The organism is Streptomyces sp. NPDC040432, from assembly GCF_055595445.1.
In genome coordinates this window covers 147,717-166,961 of sequence record NZ_JBVIVP010000001.1, presented here as the reverse complement: position 1 = coordinate 166,961, position 19,245 = coordinate 147,717, and the positions used below count along the sequence as shown (strand labels likewise).

Here is a 19,245-nt window from a genome sequence, read left to right as displayed (position 1 = left end):
GGTGACCTGCACCGTGTTCGGCCGTGACTCCGTCATGGCCGTGCGAAAGCCCCCCTGAACAGCAGTTTCTCCCATGACCGGAACCGGACGGCCGAGTTCGGCCATCGGCGCGCCGCTCGGAGCGAAGGCCCACGGGCAGCACGGGTCCCCGCCCCGCGGGTGCCCGGGCGGGGCGGCCGTACCCCGCCGGGCCGACGTGGCGTTCCGTGACGGTAACGCCGTCGGCCGCCCACGCCTCCCGGGCGCGCCGCAGGCTGGGGAGGTCGGCTGGATTCTTGCCACCGCCCGCCCGGTTACCGACAGTAAGAAGCCGCGGGGTCCCTTTCCGGCGGGTCGAGGTCCCGTCGGCCGGGCCCGGAGCAGGTGTCCCGGACCACTCCCCGTGGCAGGATGAGCTGGTGATCGAACCGCGTGCGTTGACGAAGTCGTGGTGCCGGGGCAGCGGGTCCTACCTGTCCCTCTGGTCCAAGGACTCGGTGCTGTCGATCGGCTCGGTGGGCTCCGTGCTGTCGATCGGCTCGGTCGGCTCGGTGCTGTCCGTCGGCTCGGTGGGCTCCGCCCTGTCCGCCGCCTCCATCGGGTCCTCGCTCTCCCTGCTCTCCACCGCTTCCTGGCTCAGTACGGGCTCGTTGCTGTCCGCGCGGTCCCGTTGGTCGGTCCTGTCCTGGCGCTCCCGTGACGGCTTCATGGAGGCGGGTGTACTCACCGCCACCGCCGTCACCGTGCTCGCCCTGCACGCCGGCCGGCGCCGCGCCGGGTCCGCGATCCGGGTGGGACCCGCCTCACGAAGGGCGTGACGTCCACCCGGCGGACCGACGAACGGGACCGGCCCGGCACGACCGTGGTCGCCCGGGCCGGTCCTGGTGCGGGCCCGCCACGCGGTGGAGGCGGGGGCAGTCCGCGTCATGGGCCCCGTGACGCGGTGGGCCGCTTCGCCGGCGGGGGCTCGGGTGGGGGGTCCGGCCGTGCCGGGGCGGCCGGTTCAGACCCGGCCGCGCCATGCTCCGGTGGCCTGCCCACGGTTTTCGATGAAGTGCTTGAAGCGCATCAGATCGCTCTTGACCTGACGGTCGACGAAGCCCAGTTTGTCGCCGATGTTCTCCGCCATCCCCTCGGGATCGAAGTCCATCCTCAGCGTGACCTCGGTGTGGGACGGATCGAGCGGGCGGAAGGTCACCAGTCCGGACTGCTCGGTGTCACCGCCGACGCTGACCCAGGCGACCTTCGTGTCGGGGATCTGCTCCGTGATTTCCGCGTCGAACTCCCGCTCCACCCCGGAGATCCTCGTCTTCCAGTGCGTCAGCGTCTCGGTCCGCTGCTCGATCGTCACCACACCGTCCATGAACTGCGGGAACGACTCGAACTGCGTCCACTGGTCGTACGCGGTGCCGACCGGGACATCGACGGCGATGGATTCCTTGACCTGCGACATGGTTGACCTCCTGGTCACGACTGCGGGGTGACGGGGGCCGACGCCTCGGAGGGATCCCTCCGGTACACCGGTACTCCGGCGCCGGGAGCGGACAGCCCCGGTGCCGTCCGCTCCCGACGCGCCTGCCCCGAACCGACGACGGGCACTCCCCGAACGCACTGTCTTCCCTCAGCCGTAGCCGTAGCCGTAGCCGTAGCCGAGGCCGCGCCCGAACCCGAACCCGAACCCGCGCCGCTCAGGCGGGGATGTCCACGACTCCGACCGGGGCCGTGGTCGGCCCGGTGGAGCCCGCGGCCGACTCGACGGTGACACCGACGGCCGTCGCCTGGTCGACCGGTCCGTCCAGGAGCTTGATGTGCCAGTTGCCACCCGCTGCCAGGGTGCCCGCCGAACGGGTCGTGCCGTCGTCGTCGTACCAGAGCGCGTAGACCTGGTCGGCGGGCAGTTTCGGCAGGCCCGTCGCGATGAAGGCGGCCCGGCTCTCGCTCCGGGAGACGATGACGCAGCCGGTGGCCCCGTCCTCGAACCGCGCGGCGTTGACCTGGGCGTCCGGAGCGGAGAGCACTTCCGCCAGTTCCTTGGCGGGGCCGGAGGGGCGGGACGCGGACAATCCGGCGCGGGCCTCCTCGGCCTCCTGGTGCTGCCAGAGGGCGATGCCGCCGAACGCCACCGCGGCCGCGGCGCAGCAGGCCAGGGCCCACCGCAGGCGCCGTACCCGGGCGGGCGGCCGGGCCACCGGCGCGGCGGTCCGGCCCACGGGTGCGCCCGGAGCGTGGGACGGGGCGGGACCGGGAGCCGCGGCGGGTCCGGCGGCCTCCTGCGGAGTGCCTGCGATCCGCTCCAGCACCACGGCCCGCGACCCCGCGGGAGGTGCCACCGGCGGCACGGCGCACAGGTCCGCGACGACGGGGCCGAGCGCGGCCGCCTCACGGCGGCAGGAGACGCAACCCGCCAGGTGCCGGGCGAAGTCGGCCTCCTCATCGGGCGGCAGCGCGTGCAGCAGGTACGCCCCGAGAGACGCGTGGGGGTCGGGCACGGTGGTCATCGGGACGCCTCCAGACAGCCGCGCAACCGGTGCAGGCCGTCGCGCAGCCGGGATTTGACCGTCCCCTCGGGAGCCTCCAACGAGCGGGCCACCTCCCGGTAGGTCATCCCCTCGTAGAAGGCCATCCGTACGGCCTCCTGCTGGGGCCCGCTCAACGCGTCCAGGCAGCGCCGCACCCGCGCGTACTCGTCACGCCCCTCGACCTCGTCCGCGACCTCGTCGAACGGCGGCACCAGGTTCAACAGGGCCGCCTTCTCCTCCCGGACCAGGCGCGCCTCCGCCGAACGCACGCGGTCCACGGCCCGCCGGTGGGCCAGCACCAGCACCCAGGCCTTCGCCGTCCCGATCTCGGGACGGAACCGGGTTGCGGTCCTCCACACCTCGACCATCACCTCCTGGGTGACCTCCGCGGCCTGGTCCTCGTCGCGCAGGACCCGGCACACCACGCCCGTCACGGAGGCGACCAGCGCGTCGTAGAAGGGGGCGAAGGCCTCCGCGTCGCCCTGGGCGACCCGCAGCAGCAGCGCGTCCGGCCCGTCCTCGGGGTCGGCGCTCACACCGTCCGCGCTCACCGCCCTGTCCGTGCTGTCCGCCATCTGGGGTCCCGTGCTCCTCGGGTGCGTGCGTGGGCCTTCCGATCCCACCACCGTTGTGGACCGGGCGCATCCGGAGAGGACGGGTACCACGCAGACGAGGGCCCGCGGTGCGGGCCCTCGTCGAACCGTGTGTGCTGCGGGTGGAAGCGACCGCTACCAGCGGTGCTTGTACGAGCAGTCCCAGTGGCCCTTGACCCACTGCCTGTCCCACTCGCCGGGGACGTACACCCACTTCCAGTGCCCCTTGTTGCCCCACCTGGAGTCGCCGTGGCCGCCACCCCGGTCACGGTCCCCGTTGCCGTTCCCGTATCCGCTCCAGTTCCCGTTGCCGTGGTTGTCCCAGTGGTTCTTGACCCAGCGCTTCTCCCAGTGGCCCTTGACCCACCGCTTCTCCCAGTGGCCCTTCTTCCAGACGCACCGCTCGCCGCGGTCACCGGCGACGGAAGCGGAGACGGCCTGCGTCGCGGCGGGCGCCGCCATCGCGGGGGCCGCGGCGCCGAGCGCCGCTCCGCCGACGAGGATGCCGGTCGAGGCGACGGCCACCGCCATGTGTCTGACACGGATGGGAACGGACATGGATCCCACCTCCTCGCCCTCACCGCAGTGAGAGCAGTGGTTGATGTGACACAAGTAGTTCGATGCCACTGGTGGGGGTGGATGGGATGAGATGTCCGTTTTTTCGGGACGGGATCGCGGGCCCTGTGTCAGGGACGGGTGAGTTGCCCCGTGAGCTTGCCGTGGAGGGCGGCGCTCGGGCCGTTCAAGCCGGTGATCGTGACGGTCTTCCCGCGCTCCGCGTACCTCGCCTCGATGGCGTCGAGGACCGCGACCGACGAGGCGTCCCAGACGTGCGCCGCGCTCAGGTCGATGACGACGTCGCTCGGGTCGCCGGCGTAGTCGAACCGGCCGACGAGGTCGTTGGAGGAGGCGAAGAACAGCGCACCGCTCACCCGGTGCACGACCGTGTCCCCGTCCGGGACGGTGGTGACCTCGATGAGGTGGGCCACGCGCTTGGCGAAGACGACCATCGCGGTGACGGACCCGAGCACGACGCCGACGGCGAGGTTGTGGGTGCTCACCACCGCCGCGACGGTGATGACCATGACCGCGATCTCGCCCGCGGGCATCCGCGACAGGGTCCTCGGGGCGATGGAGTGCCAGTCGAAGGTCGCGCACGACACCATGATCATGACGGCGACCAGCGCGGCCATGGGAATCTCGGAGACGATCGGGCCGAACGCGAAGCACAGCACCATCAGGAAGGCACCCGCCAGGAAGGTGGACAACCGGGTGCGGGCGCCGGAGACCTTCACGTTGATCATCGTCTGGCCGATCATGGCGCAGCCGCCCATGCCGCCGAAGAAGCCGGTCACGATGTTGGCGATGCCCTGGCCCACGGACTCGCGGGTCTTGTTCGAGCGGGTGTCGGTGATGTCGTCGACGAGCCTCGCCGTCATCAACGACTCCATCAGCCCGACGAGTGCCATGGCGAAGGCGTACGGGGCAACGGTGGTCAGGGTGGTCAGGGTGAACGGCACGTCCGGCAGGCCGGGCACGGGCAGCGAGTCGGGCAGGGCGCCCCGGTCGCCGACGGTGGGCACCGCGATGGCCGCGCCGACCGTGATGGCGGTGAGGACGGCGATGGACACCAGGGGCGCGGGGACCGCGGTGGTGATCCGCGGGAGGAACACCAACAGCGCCAGGCCGCCGATGAACAGCGGATACACCGGCCAGGGCACGTTCCGCAGTTCGGGGATCTGCGTCATGAAGATCAGGATGGCCAGGGAATTGACGAACCCGACCATGACCGAGCGCGGGACGAAGCGCATCAGCCGGGCCACGCCCAGCGCACCGAGCACGACCTGGAGGACGCCTGCCAGGATCACCGCCGCGATCAGGTGGCCGAGGCCGTGTTCCCGGTTGAGCGGCGCGATCACCAGGGCGACCGCGCCGGTCGCGGCGGAGATCATCGCCCGCCTGCCACCGACGACGGAGATGACCACGGCCATGGTGAAGGAGCTGAACAACCCGATGGCGGGATCGACCCCGGCGATGATCGAGAACGAGATCGCCTCGGGTATCAGCGCGAGCGCGACGACGAGGCCGGCGAGCACCTCGGTGCGCCACACCTTCGGATCGGACAGCCAGTCGGGCGTCAGGCCGCGCAGGCGCGCGCCCGGGGATGCGGCCGCAGCAGCAGAAGGCAAGGAAGTCGGACCTGTCGTGCTCGGGCACGGCCCGTCGACGGGTCGGGGCGTGCTGGTGGAGGCGGAGGCCGGATCGACCTCGGAGCCGGCGGGCGGGGCGAACCCGTTCGTGCCGACCACAGACCGTACCCCAGGGGCGCGGTGGAACCTCGGGGGTGCCCGCATCGTGGGGCGCCCCGGCTCAGGCCGGCGGCACGTCCTCGACGGGGATGCCCAGACGGGCGGCCAGCCCGGTCAGCGCCGTCCCCAGCGGAAGCTCGACCCGGGCGACGGCGTACCGGTCGCCGCGCGTCGGGTCCCGGTTGACGATCACCACGGGCTTTCCCGCCTCCGCGGCGCGGCGGACGAACCGGAGCCCGGACATCACCGTCAGCGAGGAACCCAGCACCAGGAGCGAGGACGCCTCGTCGACCATGGCCCGACAGCGCTCGACCCGCTCCGGCGGAACGGCCTCCCCGAAGAACACCACGTCCGGCTTGAGGACGCCGCCGCACCGCGCGCAGGGCAGCACCCGGAAGCCCGCGACCTGCTCGTCGGTGAGGTCGGCGTCGCCGTCCGGGTTCAGGCCGGCGGCCACCGGTTCGAAGCCCGCGTTGGCCTCCTCCAGCCGTCGGGCGAGATCGCTCCGCGGGCCGATGTCACCGCAGGACAGACAGACGACCCGGCCGAGGCTTCCGTGCAGCTCCACCACGTCCCCGCTGCCACCGGCCTGGTGCAGACCGTCCACGTTCTGGGTGATCACCCCTGAGAGGAGGCCGTGCCGCCCGAACGCGGCCACCGACCGGTGACCCGCGTTCGGCCGGGCCCGGCCGAAGGTGCGCCAGCCGAGGTGACCGCGCGCCCAGTAGCGGCGCCGGGCCGAGGCGCTCCCGGTGAAGTCCTGATAGGTCATCGGGGTGTGCCGGCTCAGGCTCCCGCCCTCGCCCCGGTAGTCGGGGATGCCCGATTCCGTGGAGATGCCCGCCCCGGTGAGCACCAGCACTCCTCCGGCGCCCAGCAGGGCCCGAACCGGCTCCGGGTCCGTGGTGCCGGGCTCCGGGGGCTCGGTGGGCGTCCAGCTCAGTGTGGGGCGCGTGCGCATGCCGCCAGGGTACGGAACGGGCCCGAGGAGTGCGCCGGGCGGGAACGCCCCGTGGGTGGGGCGGGCCGGCGGGGGAGGACGGGGGCGCCCCCGCGCGGAACGACGGGGCCGCGGTGGCTCAGGGCAGCGGGGCGAAGTCCCGTGAGGCGATGAAGGACGGCCGTCGGATCGGCGCCGCGAACGGCTCCATCGGCAGGTTCTCCACGCTGTTGAACACCAGGAAGACGTTGCTGCGGGGGTAGGGGGTGATGTTGTCCCCGGAACCGTGCAGCGCGTTGCAGTCGAACCAGGTCGCCGATCCGGCCGCCCCGGTGAACTGCTGGATGCCGCACGCCGACGCGAACCGCGTCAGGGCCTCGGGGGAGGGGATCCCGGCGTCCTGCATCTGGAGCGACTTCTTGTAGTTGTCCTTCGGCGTCGCACCCTCGCAGCCCAGGAACGTCCGGTGGGAACCCGGCATGATCATCAAGCTGCCGTTGGTCGTGTGGTTCTGGGTGAGGGCGATGGACACCGAGACGGTCCGCATCCGGGGCAGGCCGTCCTCCGCGTGCCAGGTCTCGAAGTCCGAGTGCCAGTAGAAGCCGCTCGCGCCGAATCCCGGCTTCGCGTTGATGCGGGACTGGTGGACGTACACGTCGGAACCGAGGATCTGTCGCGCCCGGTCCACGAGCCGCGGATCGGCGGCGAGCCGCGCGAACACCTCGCTGATGCGGTGGACCTCGAAGACCGAGCGGACCTCGCCCGAGCCGGGCTCCACGATGGCCCGTTCGTCGGACCGCACGTCGGGGTCCGACACCAGCCGGTCCATCTCGGCCCGGTACTCCTCGACCTCGTGCGGGCCGATCAACTGCTCCGCGGTCACGAAGCCGTCGCGTTCGAAACCCTCCAACTCGCGGGCCCAGAAAGGCCCGGGCGTACCGGGCTCGGACCACACGACGGGGTCCTTGCGGCCGATGAGGACTTCTTCGGAGCCCCGGGTGGGGTACAGGTCGGCGAGGGTGCGTTCGGTGGCAGTGAGCATGGCGTTGCTTGCCTCTCCTCTCGGGTTCGGTGGGTGCGGACCGGGTCGGGAAACGTCAGACCGGATCCGGTTCGGTGAGCAGCGGGTACACGCCGTTCTCGTCGTGGTCCTCACGGCCGGTCACCGGCGGGTTGAAGACGCACAGGCATCGGAACTCGCTGATGACGCGCAGGGTGTGCCGCTCGTGGCCGTCGAGGACGTAGACGGTGCCCGGCGTGATGGTGTGCTTCTCGCCGGTCTCCTCGTCGGTGAGTTCGGCCTCGCCCTCGACGCACACCACCGCCTCGACGTGGTTGGCGTACCACATGGACGTCTCGGTGCCGGTGTACAGGACGGTCTCGTGGAGGGAGAAGCCGACGCGCTCCTTCGCCAGGATGAGGCGCTTGCTCTCCCAGGTACCGGAGGCCGCCTTGACGTGGCGGTCGGTGCCCTCGATGTCACGGAAGGATCGGACGATCACGGTGGTGCTGCCCTTCGTGGGGTCGGGTGCGGTGCTGTCAGGCCGTCTCGCGGACGGACCGCGCGAGGATGTCGAGGCCCTCGTCGAGCTCGTCGGCCGACACGGTGAGCGCCGGCAGCAACTTGACGACCTCGCTCTCCGGACCGGAGGTCTCGATGAGCAGGCCGTTCTCGAAGGCCCTGCGGCACACTTCCGCGGCGCGTTCCTTGCGGGTGAACTCAAGACCCCACACCATGCCGCGACCGCGGTACGAGACGCCGTCCCGCTCGTGCTCCGCGCAGAGGTCCATGAGGGCCTGCTCGATGCGGTCGCCCTGGACGCGGGTGCGTTCGCGCAGGACGCCGTCGCGCCAGTAGGTCTCCAGCGCGGCGGTTGCCGTGACGAAGGCCGGGTTGTTGCCGCGGAACGTGCCGTTGTGCTCGCCCGGCTCCCAGATGTCGAGTTCGGGCTTGAACAGGCAGAGCGCCATGGGCAGTCCGTAGCCGCTGATGGACTTGGAGACGGTGACGATGTCGGGCGTGATGCCCGCCTCCTCGAAGGAGAAGAAATCGCCGGTGCGGCCGCAGCCCATCTGCACGTCGTCGACGATCAGCAGCATGTCCCGCCGGCGGCACAGGTCGGCGAGGGCGCGCAGCCACTCGGCGCGCGCCACGTTGACGCCACCCTCGCCCTGCACCGTCTCGACGATCACGGCGGCCGGGTTGTTGAGACCGGAACCCTGGTCCTCCAACAGCCGCTCGAACCACAGGAAGTCCGGCGTCCGGCCCCCGAGGTAGTTGTCGAAGGGCATCGGCGTGCTGTGCACCAGCGGAACGCCGGCTCCGGCGCGTTTGAAGGCGTTGCCGGTCACGGCGAGCGAACCCAGGGACATGCCGTGGAAGGCGTTGGTGAAGGAGACGACCGCCTCGCGCCCCTTGGCCTTCCGGGCCAACTTCAGGGCGGCCTCGACCGCGTTGGTGCCGGTGGGGCCGGGGAACATCACCTTGTACGGCAGGGCGCGGGGCGCGAGGATTGCCGACTGGAAGGTCTCCAGGAAGGCCCGCTTGGCGGTCGTCGACATGTCCAGGGCGTGCGTGATGCCGTCGCGTTCGATGTAGTCGAGCAACGCCCGCTTCAACACCGGGTTGTTGTGTCCGTAGTTGAGCGAGCCGGCGCCGGCGAAGAAGTCCAGGTAGCTGCGACCGTTCTCGTCGTGGAGGCGGCTGCCCTGCGCGCGGTCGAAGACGACGGGCCAGGCGCGGCAGTAGCTGCGCACCTCCGACTCGACGGTTTCGAAGACGGTCTGGGTCGGTGCTGTCGTGGTCAAGAGGATCTCCTGTGGTCTGTGGCGATCGGTGGGTGAGGGGGCCGTGCGCGGGCCGGCCTACGTGGTCAGTGGCTCGCCGGGGCTGCCGATGCTGTGCAGCACCTCCGCCTCGTGGTGCCCGGCGCCACCGGGGAAGTGCTCCTCGGCGAAGAGGACCTTCCGGGTGACGCGGGCGCCGTGGCGCTCGGCGTACGACGCGAACAGCCTTTCCGACGCGGTGTTTCCGGGGCTGATGGTGGTCTCCAGGACGTCGAGCGCGTGCTCTGCGGCGACCCGTTCGGTGAGGTGGTCGAGCAGGTACCCGGCGATCCCCTGCCCCCGGGCGGTGGCGTCCACCGCGACCTGCCAGATCAACAGCGTGCCCGGCGCGTCGGGGCGGAGGTATCCCGTGACGAAGCCGACCGGGCGGCCGGTCCGGTCGCGGGCGACGGCGGAGGTGGCGGCGAAGTCCCGGCACCACAGCAGGTAGCTGTAGGGGGAGTTGACGTCCAGGGTCTGCGCTTCGCGGGCGATGCGCCAGAGGTCGGGGCCGTCGGAGACGTCGGGCCGGTCGGCTCGAATCGTGGGTGGATGGGTGGAGGTGCCGGGTCGGGGACGGGTGGCCGGATCTACGGGGACGGCGGTCATGCGGGCCGAAGCTACCGAGCATCTGCCCAAAAAACATGCCCGTACGGGCTTCCGGACACCGCCGCTCCGTGTTATCCCACGGCATCCACGATGCGGACAACCTCCTCGATGACCCGAGCCAGAGCAGCATTTATCGGCATGAAATACCCCAAAATTTGCCAAGGTCACGAGACTATAACGTCTTTGCCCTGTGCCATATTTGCGGTGTGAAAGCCACGACAATCGACGGTTCCCCCGTTTCGACCCGGGGGAACGGGACATGCGAGTGGGCCCCCTCGGTCGCACGGCCCCCGCGCACCGCCTTCGGAGTTCCCGCCGGAGCGTCGGACCCCTGGGAATCCGGAAGGATCAGGCGGTACAAAGAGGTATGACCGAGGAAACGCGATCCGCGGATCCCCCGCCTGCCGTGGCCGAGGCCGATGAGGTCGACGACCTGACGCACGCGGTCCTGACCGCCTCCCACATGCTCGTGTCCATCTCGACCAAGGCCCTGGCGGCAGCCGCCGGGGACGGGGTCACGCCCGCGCAGTTCCGGATGCTCGACGTCCTGGTGGCCCGCCGGCACGTGAAACTGGTCGCCCTCGCCGGGGTGATGGCGGTCAACCCGTCGACCGCCATGCGCATGGTCGATCGGCTGATCGCGGCGGGTCTGGCGGACCGCAGACCCAACCGGGAGAACCGACGGGAGACGGTGCTCACCGCCACGGACTCGGGCGCGCGCCTGGTGGCCGCCGTCACCGCCCGGCGCCGGGCGGAGACGGCGGCCCTGCTGGCGCGGCTCGGGCACGCCGAGCGCGCCGGGCTGGTCGGCGCCCTCGGCGCCCTCGCCGCCGCGGGCGGGGAGCCCGCCGAGGCCGCCCCGCACGACCTCGCGCAGCCCTGCGGGTGGACGGATCCCCACCTCCCGGGCTGAGCCGGCGCACACGCAGCCGGCCGGGTGGGGCGGGGCCGGGCGGTCCCCCCGACGGAACCGGGTGCCGGGGTCGGGCCCGTCGCGGCCGTGCGAGGATGGATCCGTGCCGGCCATCGGAACGACCGCCCTCGTGATCGAACTGCCCGAGGCGGAGGTGTTGTTGGACGCCGTCGCCGGGGTGGACCCGAGGCTCGTCAGGACGGGCCTCCCCGCCCACGTGACGGTCCTGTACCCGTTCGTGCCCGTCGCGGACCTCGAAGACGACACGGAGTGCGCGATCCGCCGACTCGCCGGGTCGCTGACCTCGGTGGACCCACTGCTGCGGCGGTTGGTCACGGCGCCCGGATTCATCGCGGTCGAGGCCGCCGAACTCGACCCCGTCATCACGGCGTTCCGCGCCGGGTGGCCGCAGGTGCGCCCCTACGGCGGACACTTCGGGGAGTCGCCCGCCGCACACGTCACGCTGGCCATGGGCTGCGACGAGGCGCAAGCCCGGTGCGTGGGCGACCGGGTGGGGGAACTCCTTCCCCTCCGGGCGCGGGCGCAGGCCGTCCACCTCGTGGCCCTGACCGACCGCGGCTGGCGACGCCGCGTCTCGGCGCCGCTCGCCTGACCCCCGGCCGGTACCCGCCCCCGGCACACGGGGCGGGTACCGGCCGGCCACCGGGTTCGTCCGCTCAGGCGTCGAGGGCGGCGAAGAACGCGCGGACGTCGGCGACGAACGCCTCCGGCTGCTCAAGTGCGAGGAAGTTGCCGCCCCGCTCCAGCTCGGTCCAGTGGGTGACGTGGTGGTCCCGCTCCGCGAAACGGCGGATGGCCACGTCGGTGCCGAGCGCGACCGCCACGCCGGTGGGCACGGTGCCGCGCGGCTTCGGGGCCCAGGCGCTCGCGTCGTGTCCCGCCTCGTAGTAGAGGTTCGCCGAGGATCCGGCCGTGCCGCTGAACCAGTAGACGCTGATGTTGGTCAGCAGTCGGTCGCGGCCGACGGCGTCCTCGGGGAGCTCCGCCGCAGGATCGGTCCACTCCTTGAACTTTTCCGCGATCCAGGCCAGTTGACCGACGGGGGAGTCGTGAAGACCGTACGCGAGGGTCTGCGGGCGGGTGGACTGGATGGCGTTGAAGCCCATCCTGTCCTGCTGGAACTCCTCCAGCCGGGCCAGCCGCTCCTGCTCGGGGTCCGTCAGGCCCTCGAACTCGGCGGGATCCCCCGAGGGGAAGGTGATCAGGCCGTTGACGTGCACGCCGACGACCCGATCGGGCGCCCGACGGCCCATCTCGGCGACGATCCAGGCCCCGCCGCCGGTGCCCTGAACCCCGTAGGAGCCGTAACCGAGCCGCTCCATCAGCTCGACGAACGCCCCGGCGATGCGACCGGTGTTCCAGCCCGCCTCGCCGAGCGGGCCCGAGAACCCGGTACCGGGCGTGGAGGTCACGACGACGTGGAAGTCCCGCGAAAGCGGCCCGATGACATCGACGAACTGGACGAACGAGCACGGCCAGTCGTGCACCAGGACCAGCGGAACGGCCGCCGGGTTCTGCGAACGGACGTGCAGGAAGTGGATGTTCTGGCCGTCGATCTCTGTCGTGAACTGCGGGAACTCGTTGAGCTCCGCCTCCGCCTTGCGCCAGTCGAAGCCGTCGGCCCAGTACGCGGCCAGGCCCTTGAGGTAGTCGGTGGGCACGCCGCGGCTCCAACCGGCGCCGGGGATCTCGCTGCCCCAGCGGGTGCGTGCCAGCCGGTCACGCAGGTCGTCGAGTTCCTCCTGCGCGATGTCGATGCGGTACGGGTGGATCCGGGCGTCGGTGCCGCTGCTGTTCTCCATGGGTGGGACGTTAGTCTCGATATAGGCACGCTGCCTTCCTAATGACCGCACAGGCTGGGTTTCATGCTCGATACTTCCGCGCGGCTCCTCGCGCTCCTCTCCCTGTTGCAAACCCCGCGCTCCTGGCCGGGTTCCGAGCTGTCCGAGCGGTTGGGGGTCAGCGGGCGCACCGTCCGCAAGGACATCGATCGACTGCGCGAACTCGGCTATCCCGTGGACGCCGCACGCGGCGCCACCGGCGGCTACCGGCTGGGTGCGGGAGCGGCGATGCCTCCGCTGCTGCTCGACGACGAGGAGGCCGTCGCGGTGACGATCGCCCTGCGGACCGCCGCGCAGGGCGCCGTTCCCGGTACCGAGGAGACCTCCCTGCGGGCGTTGGCCAAACTCGAACAGGTCCTGCCGTCGCGGCTGCGCCGACGGGTGCGGACGCTCCAGGCGTACACCGTCGCCGTCCCGGCGGACAGCCCGGCCCCGAGCGTCTCCGCGGACGTCCTGACCACCCTGGTGTCCGCCTGCCGAGACCGGGAACGACTGCGCTTCGACTACCTCGACCATGCCGGAACGCCGACCAGTCGCATCGTCGAGCCCCACCGTGCGGTGAACTGGGGACGCCGCTGGTACCTCGTGGCGTGGGACGTCGAACGGGAGGACTGGCGGACGTTCAGGGTCGACCGCATGCGTCCCCGTACCCCGACCGGACCGCGCTTCGTCCCGCGCGAGGCGCCCGCCGCCGACCTCGCGGCCTACGTCTCGGGGCGGGTGTCGAGCGCGGCCTGGCGCCACCACGCGCGGGTGACCGTCCAGGCGTCGGCGGCCGCGGTGGTGGAGCGGATCAATCCCGCGGTCGGCACGGTGGAGGCCGTCGACGCCGACCGCTGCACCCTGGTCACCGGCGCCGACACGTGGCAGGCCCTCGCCGTGCACCTGGGCATGCTGGACTTCGACTTCGAGGTCACCGAGCCCCCCGAACTGGTGGCCCACCTGCGCGGGCTCGCCGGACGCTACGCACGCTCGACCCCGCCGGAGGCCTGAGCCTCACGCCTCCCGCAGGGTCCGCCCGGTGGCGGCCAGTGCCTCCTCCAGCACCCGGACCGCCTTCGGGCCGACGCCGTGGAGGGCGGCCAGTTCGGCCCGCCGCAGGCCCGCGACGTCGTCCAGGGTGGTCAGTCCGGCGGCGGCGAGCGCCCTGGTCGCGGGGTTGCCGATGCCCCGGGGCAGGTCGCCGACCTCCCCGGCGGTGACGGTCGCGGCGGCCGACTGGGCCGAGGCCAAGGCCTTCGGGGCCCGCCCGAGCCAGGCCCTGCGCACCCAGTGGTTCAGCTGTTGGCCGTCCAGGTCGCCGAGCGGGATCCGGACGCCGATCGCCGCGGTGCCGCGAGCGAGCACACCGGCCGTCGGGTGGGCGTCGCGCAGCTCCCGTGCCTCGGCCTCGGCCAGGTGGAGGCCGAGTTCGCCGTCGGCGTCGGCCCGGGCGAACCAACGGTCCCGTACGGAGAACACGACGCCGGCGCCGCCCGCGGCGGGCCGTTCGACGGTTTCGGGGAGGGTGAGCGCGGTCCGACGGAGTTGGGTGAGAGTCGTCACGGCTCCACCCTCGCACGCCGCCGCCGACGCGGCCCCTGCCCGGGCGGGACATCGACGGGGCGCGCCCGACGCCGAGGTTTTTCGTCGGGATTCGTTCAAAGATGACCAAAGGCCGATCCAAGAAGAGTGCCGGATGGCATTTTGAGGCGCGAATGCGCCTATTTTGGTCCGCTATGACTCCTGAAGTCGAACGTCATGAGGACCGTGGCCGGCGCCTCTTCGTGCGGGCCGCGCTGACGGGAACGGTTGCCGTCGGCGCCGGACTGGTCGCCGGCCTGCCGGACGACAGGACCTCCCCCACGGAAGGACTGAACGGCCCTCGCCCGACGACTCCCCTGTCCGCGATGCGGGTGCTCGACGCGGGGAACCGACGCTGGAGGACCCTGCACGAACGACACCCCGACGAAACCAGGGCGGTGCGCAGGACGCTCGTCACCGGACAGCACCCCTTCGCCGTCATCCTGGGCTGCGTGGACTCCAGGGTGCCGCCGGAGTTGGTCTTCGACCAGGGCCTCGGTGATCTGCTGACCGTGCGGTCGGCCGGCGAGGTCCTCGACGAGGCGGTCCTGGCCAGCATCGCCTACGGGGTCGTGGAGCTGGCCATCCCGCTCGTCGTGATCCTCGGACACCAGTCGTGCGGGGCGGTCGCGGCAGCCGTCCACGCGGACGAGAGCGGGACGGGGCTGCCCGGCCACATGCAGTACCTGGTCGATCAGATCCGCCCGGCCATCGACCGTGGGCTGACGGGCGCCGCGCGGGTCGACGCGGCCGTCGACGCCAACGTGCGGCTGGTGGCCGGACGCCTGTCGGCGGAGCCGGCCCTGGCCGAAAGGATCGCGACCGGCGGACTGTCCGTCATCCCCGCCAGGTACGAACTGACCAGCCAGCGGGTCCACCGGATCGACGCCTCTCCCTGACGCCCCGTGACACGTCGGCCGGCCCGAGGATCGGGGATCATGGACGCACCGTCCGTACGCACGCACAGACCGCCCGGAGTGGTGCCCCAGTGAATCCCGATCCGACCGAAGCAGCCCGGCCCGTCCACGCGCCGGACCCCTCGACGCTCCACCCGATGCCGGGACAGCCGCGCGTCGTGCTCCTGAAACCGCTGGTGACGTCCCCGTTGATCGAGGTCGGAGAGTACTCCTACTACGACGACCCGGACGACGCCACGGCTTTCGAAACCCGCAACGTCCTCCACCACTACGGGCCGGAGAAGCTCGTCATCGGGAAGTACTGCGCGCTGGGCACCGGCGTCCGATTCATCATGAACGGCGCCAACCACCGCATGGACGGACCGTCGACCTTCCCGTTCCCCATCATGGGCGGCGGCTGGGCCGAGCACTTCGACCTCATCACCGGTCTCCCCGGACGCGGGGACACCGTCGTCGGCAACGACGTCTGGTTCGGCCACGGCGTCACGGTCATGCCCGGCGTGCGCATCGGCCACGGCGCGATCGTCGCCTCCCGGTCCGTCGTCGTCGAGGACGTGCCCGACTACGGCATCGTCGGCGGCAACCCGGCCGGGCTGATCCGTACGCGCTACAGCGAGGCCGAGGTCGCCCGCCTGCTCGCCGTCGCCTGGTGGGACTGGCCGGCCGAGCACCTCACCCGGCACGTGCGCACCGTGATGGCGGGCAGCGTCGACGATCTGGAGGCCGCCGCCCCGACCCGCCCCCGGTGACCGACCGGGGGCCGGCCGTGCCCCTACTGGCCCACGCGGCCGTCGACGCACTCGCGCAGCAGGTCGGCGTGGCCGCAGTGCCGGGCGTACTCCTCGATCCTGTGGACCAGCAGTTCCCGCACCGCGATGTCGTCCTCGCCCAGGCGCTCGCCCAGGTCCGGATGCCCGGCCAGGGCGGCGTCGGTCGCGGCCTGCTCGCGCTCCAGATCGGCGTACGCGGCGTCCACCACGGCCTGGTCCGCGACCGCCTCGTCGAAGTCCGCGTCGCGCTTCCCGTACAACTTCGGCAACGGATCACCCTCGGTGATCCAGTTGTGCCAGTCCCGCTCCGCCTCGGCGAGGTGCCGCAGCAGCCCCAGCAGCGACATCGTCGACGGCGGGACCGAACGGCGGGCCAGTTGTTCCGGGGTCAGGCCCTCGCACTTCATCCGCAGGGTCAGGCGGTAGTCCGACAGGAAGTCCTCCAGCGTGGCGAGCTCGCCGTCCCGGCTGGTCCGCGTGTCACGCGGGTCGTCGGCCGGGTCGACCCACATGTCGGGGTACACGGTTGCCTGGGTCCATCGCGCGGGTTCATCGTTCATCCGGCGAATGATCCTCCACGAGCACCCGGTGCCGCGAACGGATTTGTGGGCCCGGTCCTCATGCGAACGTATCCGCCAGCAGTTTCGCGGTCCTGGCGATCAGAGTGTTGTCACGGGGCGCGTCCGCGTCCGGCATGGTGGAGAGGATCGACAGGACCACCGGGGGGCGTCCGGGCGGCCATGCGATGCCCACGTCGTTGTTGGTGCCGTACGATCCCGCACCCGTCTTGTCGGCCACGGCCCAGTCGCGGGGCAGACCCGCCCGGAGTCGATCGCCGCTGGTGGTGTTGGCCAGCAGCCACCCGGTCAGTCGCTCCCGGTCCTGTGGGGTCAACAGGTGGCCGAGGGTGAGCCGCGCGTACGTCCGCCCGATCGCCCCGGGCGTGGTGGTGTCGGTGACCCGATCGGGTTCGGCCGAGTTCAGCTCGGGCTCCATCCGGTCGAGCCGGGTCGTGGGGTCCCCGACCGAGCGGCTGAAACGGGTGACCGCGGTGGGGCCGCCCAGTTCGCGGAGCAGCAGGTTGGCGGCGGCGTTGTCGCTCTGGGCGATGGCCGCCGAGCAGAGCTCGGCCACGGTCAGCCCGCCCGCGATGTTCTCGGGACGCTTCGTGATCTCACCGCCGCCCGCGTCCGTGACCTCCTGCTGCGTGTAGTGGATGCGCTTGGCCAGGAAGGTGCCGTCGCGGTCCAGGTCGCGCAGCACCGCCGCCACGGCGACCGTCTTGAACACCGAACACATGGGGAAGAGCTCGTCGGAGCGGTGGAGGACGGTGCGACCGGTCGCCGTGTCCCGCGCGTACACCCCCAACCGTGCCCCGTACTCGCGTTCCAGGTCGCGCAACTGCCGCACGACACCGGTCGGGCCCGGCGACGAGGCCGCACGGGCCGCGCCCGCCGGCAGCGCCACGGCCAGGGCCGCCCCCGCTCCCGCGGTCAGCAGTGAGCGACGGGACGGGATGGTTCCCGGGGTCTTCACGTCAGCTTCTCCTCTTCCGTCAGTTCTGTGCGGTCATGTGATCCGGAAGACGCCAAACGTGATCAATTCGGTTCCCGGGTGGGGCCGGTGTTGTCATGGCGTACTGCCGATGAGCCGTCAGGTCACGCTTTCATCAAGGAACTTGCGGGACCAGGAGCCACGGCGACGACCGCGGCGAATCGGCGGCCGGAGGGCGCCCCCGGGATCGGCCGAAGACCGTCTGGTCCCGGTGAGGGGTCTAAGTGTGGAATGGCGGTGATGCCGCCTATCGGGCGGTACGCACTGTCGCTCCACCCCGCGGCGGCCCACGGGCCGCCGCGGCCGACGACCAGGAGTTCAGCCTTGCGCCGCACACCTCGCCCGCGTACGACCCTCCTCGCCCTCTCCGTCGCCCTCGCGGCCGCCGTGACCGCCGCCGCACCGGCCGGCGCCGCCCCCGCTCCCGCCCCGGCACCGGCGGTCGCCAACGTCGGACCCGTCGTGGTGTACCTGACCGGCATCGGCGGCGGGCCGCAGAACATCGCCGCGGCGGCTGCCTACGACCATCTGGGCCGGCAGGCGGCCGACGCCGGATTCGCCGGCTCCCAGTGCCGGGTGACGGAGGGCCCGCTCTACACGCACGTGACCGGGAACTACTACCAAGCCATGATCAAGGCCACCTGCAGCGGTGAGCCCGCGGTCACCGCCCCCACCCGTAGCCTCAACCGCCTCATCGGTCCCAACGGCGAACACATCAGCACCGTCTGGAACGTTCCCCCCGGCTACCAGGTCGAGGGCAGCCTCGGCCTGCTCCACACCAGCGCCCGCGAGGGCACGGTGCCGCTCTACCACTGCGTCGTCCGCAAGGACAACTTCCTGTCGGCCGACGTCAACTGCGAGGGCCAGACGTACGTTTCGCGTCTCGGCTGGTTCCACCCGGGTCGGCCGGCCGACGTGAGCACCGCGCCCCTGATGCGCTGCATGGTGGGCAAGCACCGGGAGTTCTTCGAGTCCAACCAGACCAACTGCGAGGGCCAGGCCTCCGGAGGTCAGCTCGGCTGGATCTTCACCGGCTGACCCGAGCACCGGGTCGGGACGGAGGGCCGCACCCCGTCCGGACCCGGCGCGCGCGGGATCAGGAGGGCTTGGTGGCGGAGAACGCCGTGACGGTCACCTTGTCGTCGCACTCGGCGAACACCCCGTCGTCCATGGCGATCTGGTGCGCGCCCGCGCCAGGCACCCCGATGACGAGCGTGGGGAAGCTGGACGGAGTGGCACCGGACGCGCAGTAGCCGTCCGCCTCGCCCTGTACCTGGACGAAGGTGAGCTTCGTCCAGGCGCGTCCCCCCGGGGCCAGGGTGACCGGTCCCGCCGCCCCGCTGCGGGTGACGACCAGGGGACGGTTCTTGTCGGGGGAGCCGTTGCCGGCGCCCGCGACGGTGGGGAAACCGGTCAGCGCGCAGGGCTGCGACGAGGTGTTCGTGACCGAGAGGACGGCGGCCCCCGTGCCCGTTCCGGGCGGCCGGACGTCGGCCTGGTGGCCCTCCGACACCTTGACGCCGCCACTCGCGCAGGCCTTGGCCCCGGCCGCCGGAGCCGAGCCCGACGGGCTCGGCGTCCCCGTGCCACCACCGCCGGAAGCCGAACTCCCGGATGGCGCCCCGCCGGATCCCGGGCCCGTCGGTGTGGCGGCGCCCGAGGGCTTCGCCGGGCCGGACGTCGCGGGCGGTGACGACGGGCTCGCGACCGAGCCGTCCTCGCCGGTCGGCGTACAACCCGTGACCAGGGCGGTGGCCGCCGCGGCCACCGCCAGAACCACCGTGCCGCGTCGGACGGCCGCTGTGTACCGCATGGGTGCTCCCGAGGCTCACGGGCCGGTCCCGCACCGGCTCTCGCGCCGACGGACACGACCCGCGCCGACATCCGGTTC

Annotated in this window: 22 protein-coding genes; 7 read left to right on the top strand and 15 right to left on the bottom strand. The window is 71.9% G+C overall.

Translation table 11 applies throughout. The features are described from left to right. The first annotated feature begins 401 nt into the window (after positions 1-401). The gene (locus ACZ58N_RS00825; RefSeq protein ID WP_471155172.1) at positions 402-797 is read left to right on the top strand and encodes a hypothetical protein; all 396 of its coding nucleotides are present in this window, start codon (positions 402-404) and stop codon (positions 795-797) included. 185 nt (positions 798-982) lie between these two features. On the opposite strand, the gene ACZ58N_RS00820 is transcribed toward ACZ58N_RS00825, so the two are convergent. The 10 genes from ACZ58N_RS00820 to ectA all read right to left on the bottom strand — a co-directional run bounded on the left by ACZ58N_RS00820 (position 983) and on the right by ectA (position 9,775). Then, positions 983-1,432 carry an SRPBCC family protein gene (locus ACZ58N_RS00820; protein WP_471153931.1) on the bottom strand — a complete coding sequence of 150 codons (450 nt, stop codon included), beginning with the start codon at positions 1,430-1,432 and terminating at the stop codon, positions 983-985. Between the two features lie 235 nt (positions 1,433-1,667). Further along, positions 1,668-2,477, bottom strand: coding sequence for an anti-sigma factor (locus ACZ58N_RS00815; protein ID WP_471153928.1), 810 nt, complete (start codon positions 2,475-2,477; stop codon positions 1,668-1,670). Next, complete coding sequence (sigK, locus tag ACZ58N_RS00810) at positions 2,474-3,073, bottom strand: ECF RNA polymerase sigma factor SigK (RefSeq protein ID WP_471153927.1); 600 nt, start codon at positions 3,071-3,073, stop codon at positions 2,474-2,476. Before sigK ends, ACZ58N_RS00815 begins: the two co-directional genes overlap by 4 nt. A 153-nt stretch (positions 3,074-3,226) precedes the next feature. Next, on the bottom strand, positions 3,227-3,649 hold the full coding sequence (locus ACZ58N_RS00805) for a hypothetical protein (RefSeq protein WP_471153924.1): 423 nt from the start codon (positions 3,647-3,649) through the stop codon (positions 3,227-3,229). Positions 3,650-3,777: 128 nt separating this feature from the next. Further along, entirely contained in the window at positions 3,778-5,280 is a 1,503-nt protein-coding gene (locus ACZ58N_RS00800) for a SulP family inorganic anion transporter (RefSeq protein ID WP_471153923.1), read from the bottom strand. A gap of 181 nt (positions 5,281-5,461) precedes the next feature. Further along, entirely contained in the window at positions 5,462-6,361 is a 900-nt protein-coding gene (locus ACZ58N_RS00795) for an NAD-dependent protein deacetylase (RefSeq protein WP_471153921.1), read from the bottom strand. A gap of 118 nt (positions 6,362-6,479) precedes the next feature. After that, complete coding sequence (thpD, locus tag ACZ58N_RS00790; protein WP_471153919.1) at positions 6,480-7,382, bottom strand: ectoine hydroxylase; 903 nt, start codon at positions 7,380-7,382, stop codon at positions 6,480-6,482. A gap of 55 nt (positions 7,383-7,437) precedes the next feature. After that, positions 7,438-7,842: an ectoine synthase gene (locus ACZ58N_RS00785; RefSeq protein WP_281204309.1), complete on the bottom strand. Its 405-nt coding sequence runs from the start codon at positions 7,840-7,842 to the stop codon at positions 7,438-7,440. 37 nt (positions 7,843-7,879) lie between these two features. Beyond that, positions 7,880-9,148, bottom strand: coding sequence for a diaminobutyrate--2-oxoglutarate transaminase (gene ectB, locus ACZ58N_RS00780; protein ID WP_471153916.1), 1,269 nt, complete (start codon positions 9,146-9,148; stop codon positions 7,880-7,882). Between the two features lie 57 nt (positions 9,149-9,205). Then, the gene (ectA, locus tag ACZ58N_RS00775) at positions 9,206-9,775 is read right to left on the bottom strand and encodes a diaminobutyrate acetyltransferase (RefSeq protein ID WP_471153914.1); all 570 of its coding nucleotides are present in this window, start codon (positions 9,773-9,775) and stop codon (positions 9,206-9,208) included. Positions 9,776-10,142: 367 nt separating this feature from the next. Here ectA and ACZ58N_RS00770 point away from each other — a divergent pair, with 367 nt between their 5' ends. Both ACZ58N_RS00770 and ACZ58N_RS00765 read left to right on the top strand, forming a co-directional pair. Beyond that, positions 10,143-10,688: a MarR family winged helix-turn-helix transcriptional regulator gene (locus ACZ58N_RS00770; protein ID WP_471153912.1), complete on the top strand. Its 546-nt coding sequence runs from the start codon at positions 10,143-10,145 to the stop codon at positions 10,686-10,688. Positions 10,689-10,791: 103 nt separating this feature from the next. Next, a complete protein-coding gene (locus ACZ58N_RS00765; RefSeq protein WP_471153910.1) occupies positions 10,792-11,301 on the top strand; it encodes a 2'-5' RNA ligase family protein in 510 nt (169 codons plus the stop codon). A gap of 64 nt (positions 11,302-11,365) precedes the next feature. On the opposite strand, the gene ACZ58N_RS00760 is transcribed toward ACZ58N_RS00765, so the two are convergent. Continuing rightward, on the bottom strand, positions 11,366-12,511 hold the full coding sequence (locus ACZ58N_RS00760; RefSeq protein ID WP_471153908.1) for an epoxide hydrolase family protein: 1,146 nt from the start codon (positions 12,509-12,511) through the stop codon (positions 11,366-11,368). A gap of 63 nt (positions 12,512-12,574) precedes the next feature. Here ACZ58N_RS00760 and ACZ58N_RS00755 point away from each other — a divergent pair, with 63 nt between their 5' ends. Next, entirely contained in the window at positions 12,575-13,543 is a 969-nt protein-coding gene (locus tag ACZ58N_RS00755; RefSeq protein WP_471153905.1) for a helix-turn-helix transcriptional regulator, read from the top strand. Positions 13,544-13,546: 3 nt separating this feature from the next. On the opposite strand, the gene ACZ58N_RS00750 is transcribed toward ACZ58N_RS00755, so the two are convergent. Continuing rightward, positions 13,547-14,095, bottom strand: a complete 549-nt coding sequence (locus ACZ58N_RS00750; RefSeq protein WP_471153903.1) for an MmcQ/YjbR family DNA-binding protein — start codon at positions 14,093-14,095, stop codon at positions 13,547-13,549. 173 nt (positions 14,096-14,268) lie between these two features. Here ACZ58N_RS00750 and ACZ58N_RS00745 point away from each other — a divergent pair, with 173 nt between their 5' ends. Further along, positions 14,269-15,012 (top strand): carbonic anhydrase, encoded by a 744-nt coding sequence (locus ACZ58N_RS00745; RefSeq protein WP_471153900.1) that lies wholly within the window; start codon positions 14,269-14,271, stop codon positions 15,010-15,012. 155 nt (positions 15,013-15,167) lie between these two features. Then, positions 15,168-15,779 (top strand): CatB-related O-acetyltransferase, encoded by a 612-nt coding sequence (locus ACZ58N_RS00740; protein WP_471153898.1) that lies wholly within the window; start codon positions 15,168-15,170, stop codon positions 15,777-15,779. A gap of 23 nt (positions 15,780-15,802) precedes the next feature. On the opposite strand, the gene ACZ58N_RS00735 is transcribed toward ACZ58N_RS00740, so the two are convergent. Then, positions 15,803-16,360, bottom strand: coding sequence for a DinB family protein (locus ACZ58N_RS00735; protein ID WP_471153895.1), 558 nt, complete (start codon positions 16,358-16,360; stop codon positions 15,803-15,805). A gap of 58 nt (positions 16,361-16,418) precedes the next feature. Continuing rightward, complete coding sequence (gene bla, locus ACZ58N_RS00730) at positions 16,419-17,336, bottom strand: class A beta-lactamase (RefSeq protein WP_471153894.1); 918 nt, start codon at positions 17,334-17,336, stop codon at positions 16,419-16,421. A gap of 342 nt (positions 17,337-17,678) precedes the next feature. On the opposite strand from bla, the gene ACZ58N_RS00725 reads away from it, so the two are divergent. Next, positions 17,679-18,392 carry a hypothetical protein gene (locus ACZ58N_RS00725; RefSeq protein WP_471153891.1) on the top strand — a complete coding sequence of 238 codons (714 nt, stop codon included), beginning with the start codon at positions 17,679-17,681 and terminating at the stop codon, positions 18,390-18,392. A 58-nt stretch (positions 18,393-18,450) separates the two neighbouring features. On the opposite strand, the gene ACZ58N_RS00720 is transcribed toward ACZ58N_RS00725, so the two are convergent. Further along, positions 18,451-19,167 carry a DUF4232 domain-containing protein gene (locus ACZ58N_RS00720; RefSeq protein ID WP_471153888.1) on the bottom strand — a complete coding sequence of 239 codons (717 nt, stop codon included), beginning with the start codon at positions 19,165-19,167 and terminating at the stop codon, positions 18,451-18,453. Positions 19,168-19,245 lie beyond the last annotated feature (78 nt).

Bases quoted from the DNA above. Each gene is read 5' to 3' on its own strand.
- ACZ58N_RS00820 (WP_471153931.1), bottom strand. From the start codon at position 1,432: ATGTCGCAGGTCAAGGAATCCATCGCCGTCGATGTCCCGGTCGGCACC.
- ACZ58N_RS00815 (WP_471153928.1), bottom strand. From the start codon at position 2,477: ATGACCACCGTGCCCGACCCCCACGCGTCTCTCGGGGCGTACCTGCTG.
- sigK (WP_471153927.1), bottom strand. From the start codon at position 3,073: ATGGCGGACAGCACGGACAGGGCGGTGAGCGCGGACGGTGTGAGCGCC.
- ACZ58N_RS00805 (WP_471153924.1), bottom strand. From the start codon at position 3,649: ATGTCCGTTCCCATCCGTGTCAGACACATGGCGGTGGCCGTCGCCTCG.
- ACZ58N_RS00795 (WP_471153921.1), bottom strand. From the start codon at position 6,361: ATGCGCACGCGCCCCACACTGAGCTGGACGCCCACCGAGCCCCCGGAG.
- thpD (WP_471153919.1), bottom strand. From the start codon at position 7,382: ATGCTCACTGCCACCGAACGCACCCTCGCCGACCTGTACCCCACCCGG.
- ectA (WP_471153914.1), bottom strand. From the start codon at position 9,775: ATGACCGCCGTCCCCGTAGATCCGGCCACCCGTCCCCGACCCGGCACC.
- ACZ58N_RS00770 (WP_471153912.1), top strand. From the start codon at position 10,143: ATGACCGAGGAAACGCGATCCGCGGATCCCCCGCCTGCCGTGGCCGAG.
- ACZ58N_RS00760 (WP_471153908.1), bottom strand. From the start codon at position 12,511: ATGGAGAACAGCAGCGGCACCGACGCCCGGATCCACCCGTACCGCATC.
- ACZ58N_RS00755 (WP_471153905.1), top strand. From the start codon at position 12,575: ATGCTCGATACTTCCGCGCGGCTCCTCGCGCTCCTCTCCCTGTTGCAA.
- ACZ58N_RS00745 (WP_471153900.1), top strand. From the start codon at position 14,269: ATGACTCCTGAAGTCGAACGTCATGAGGACCGTGGCCGGCGCCTCTTC.
- ACZ58N_RS00740 (WP_471153898.1), top strand. From the start codon at position 15,168: ATGCCGGGACAGCCGCGCGTCGTGCTCCTGAAACCGCTGGTGACGTCC.
- ACZ58N_RS00735 (WP_471153895.1), bottom strand. From the start codon at position 16,360: ATGAACGATGAACCCGCGCGATGGACCCAGGCAACCGTGTACCCCGAC.
- ACZ58N_RS00720 (WP_471153888.1), bottom strand. From the start codon at position 19,167: ATGCGGTACACAGCGGCCGTCCGACGCGGCACGGTGGTTCTGGCGGTG.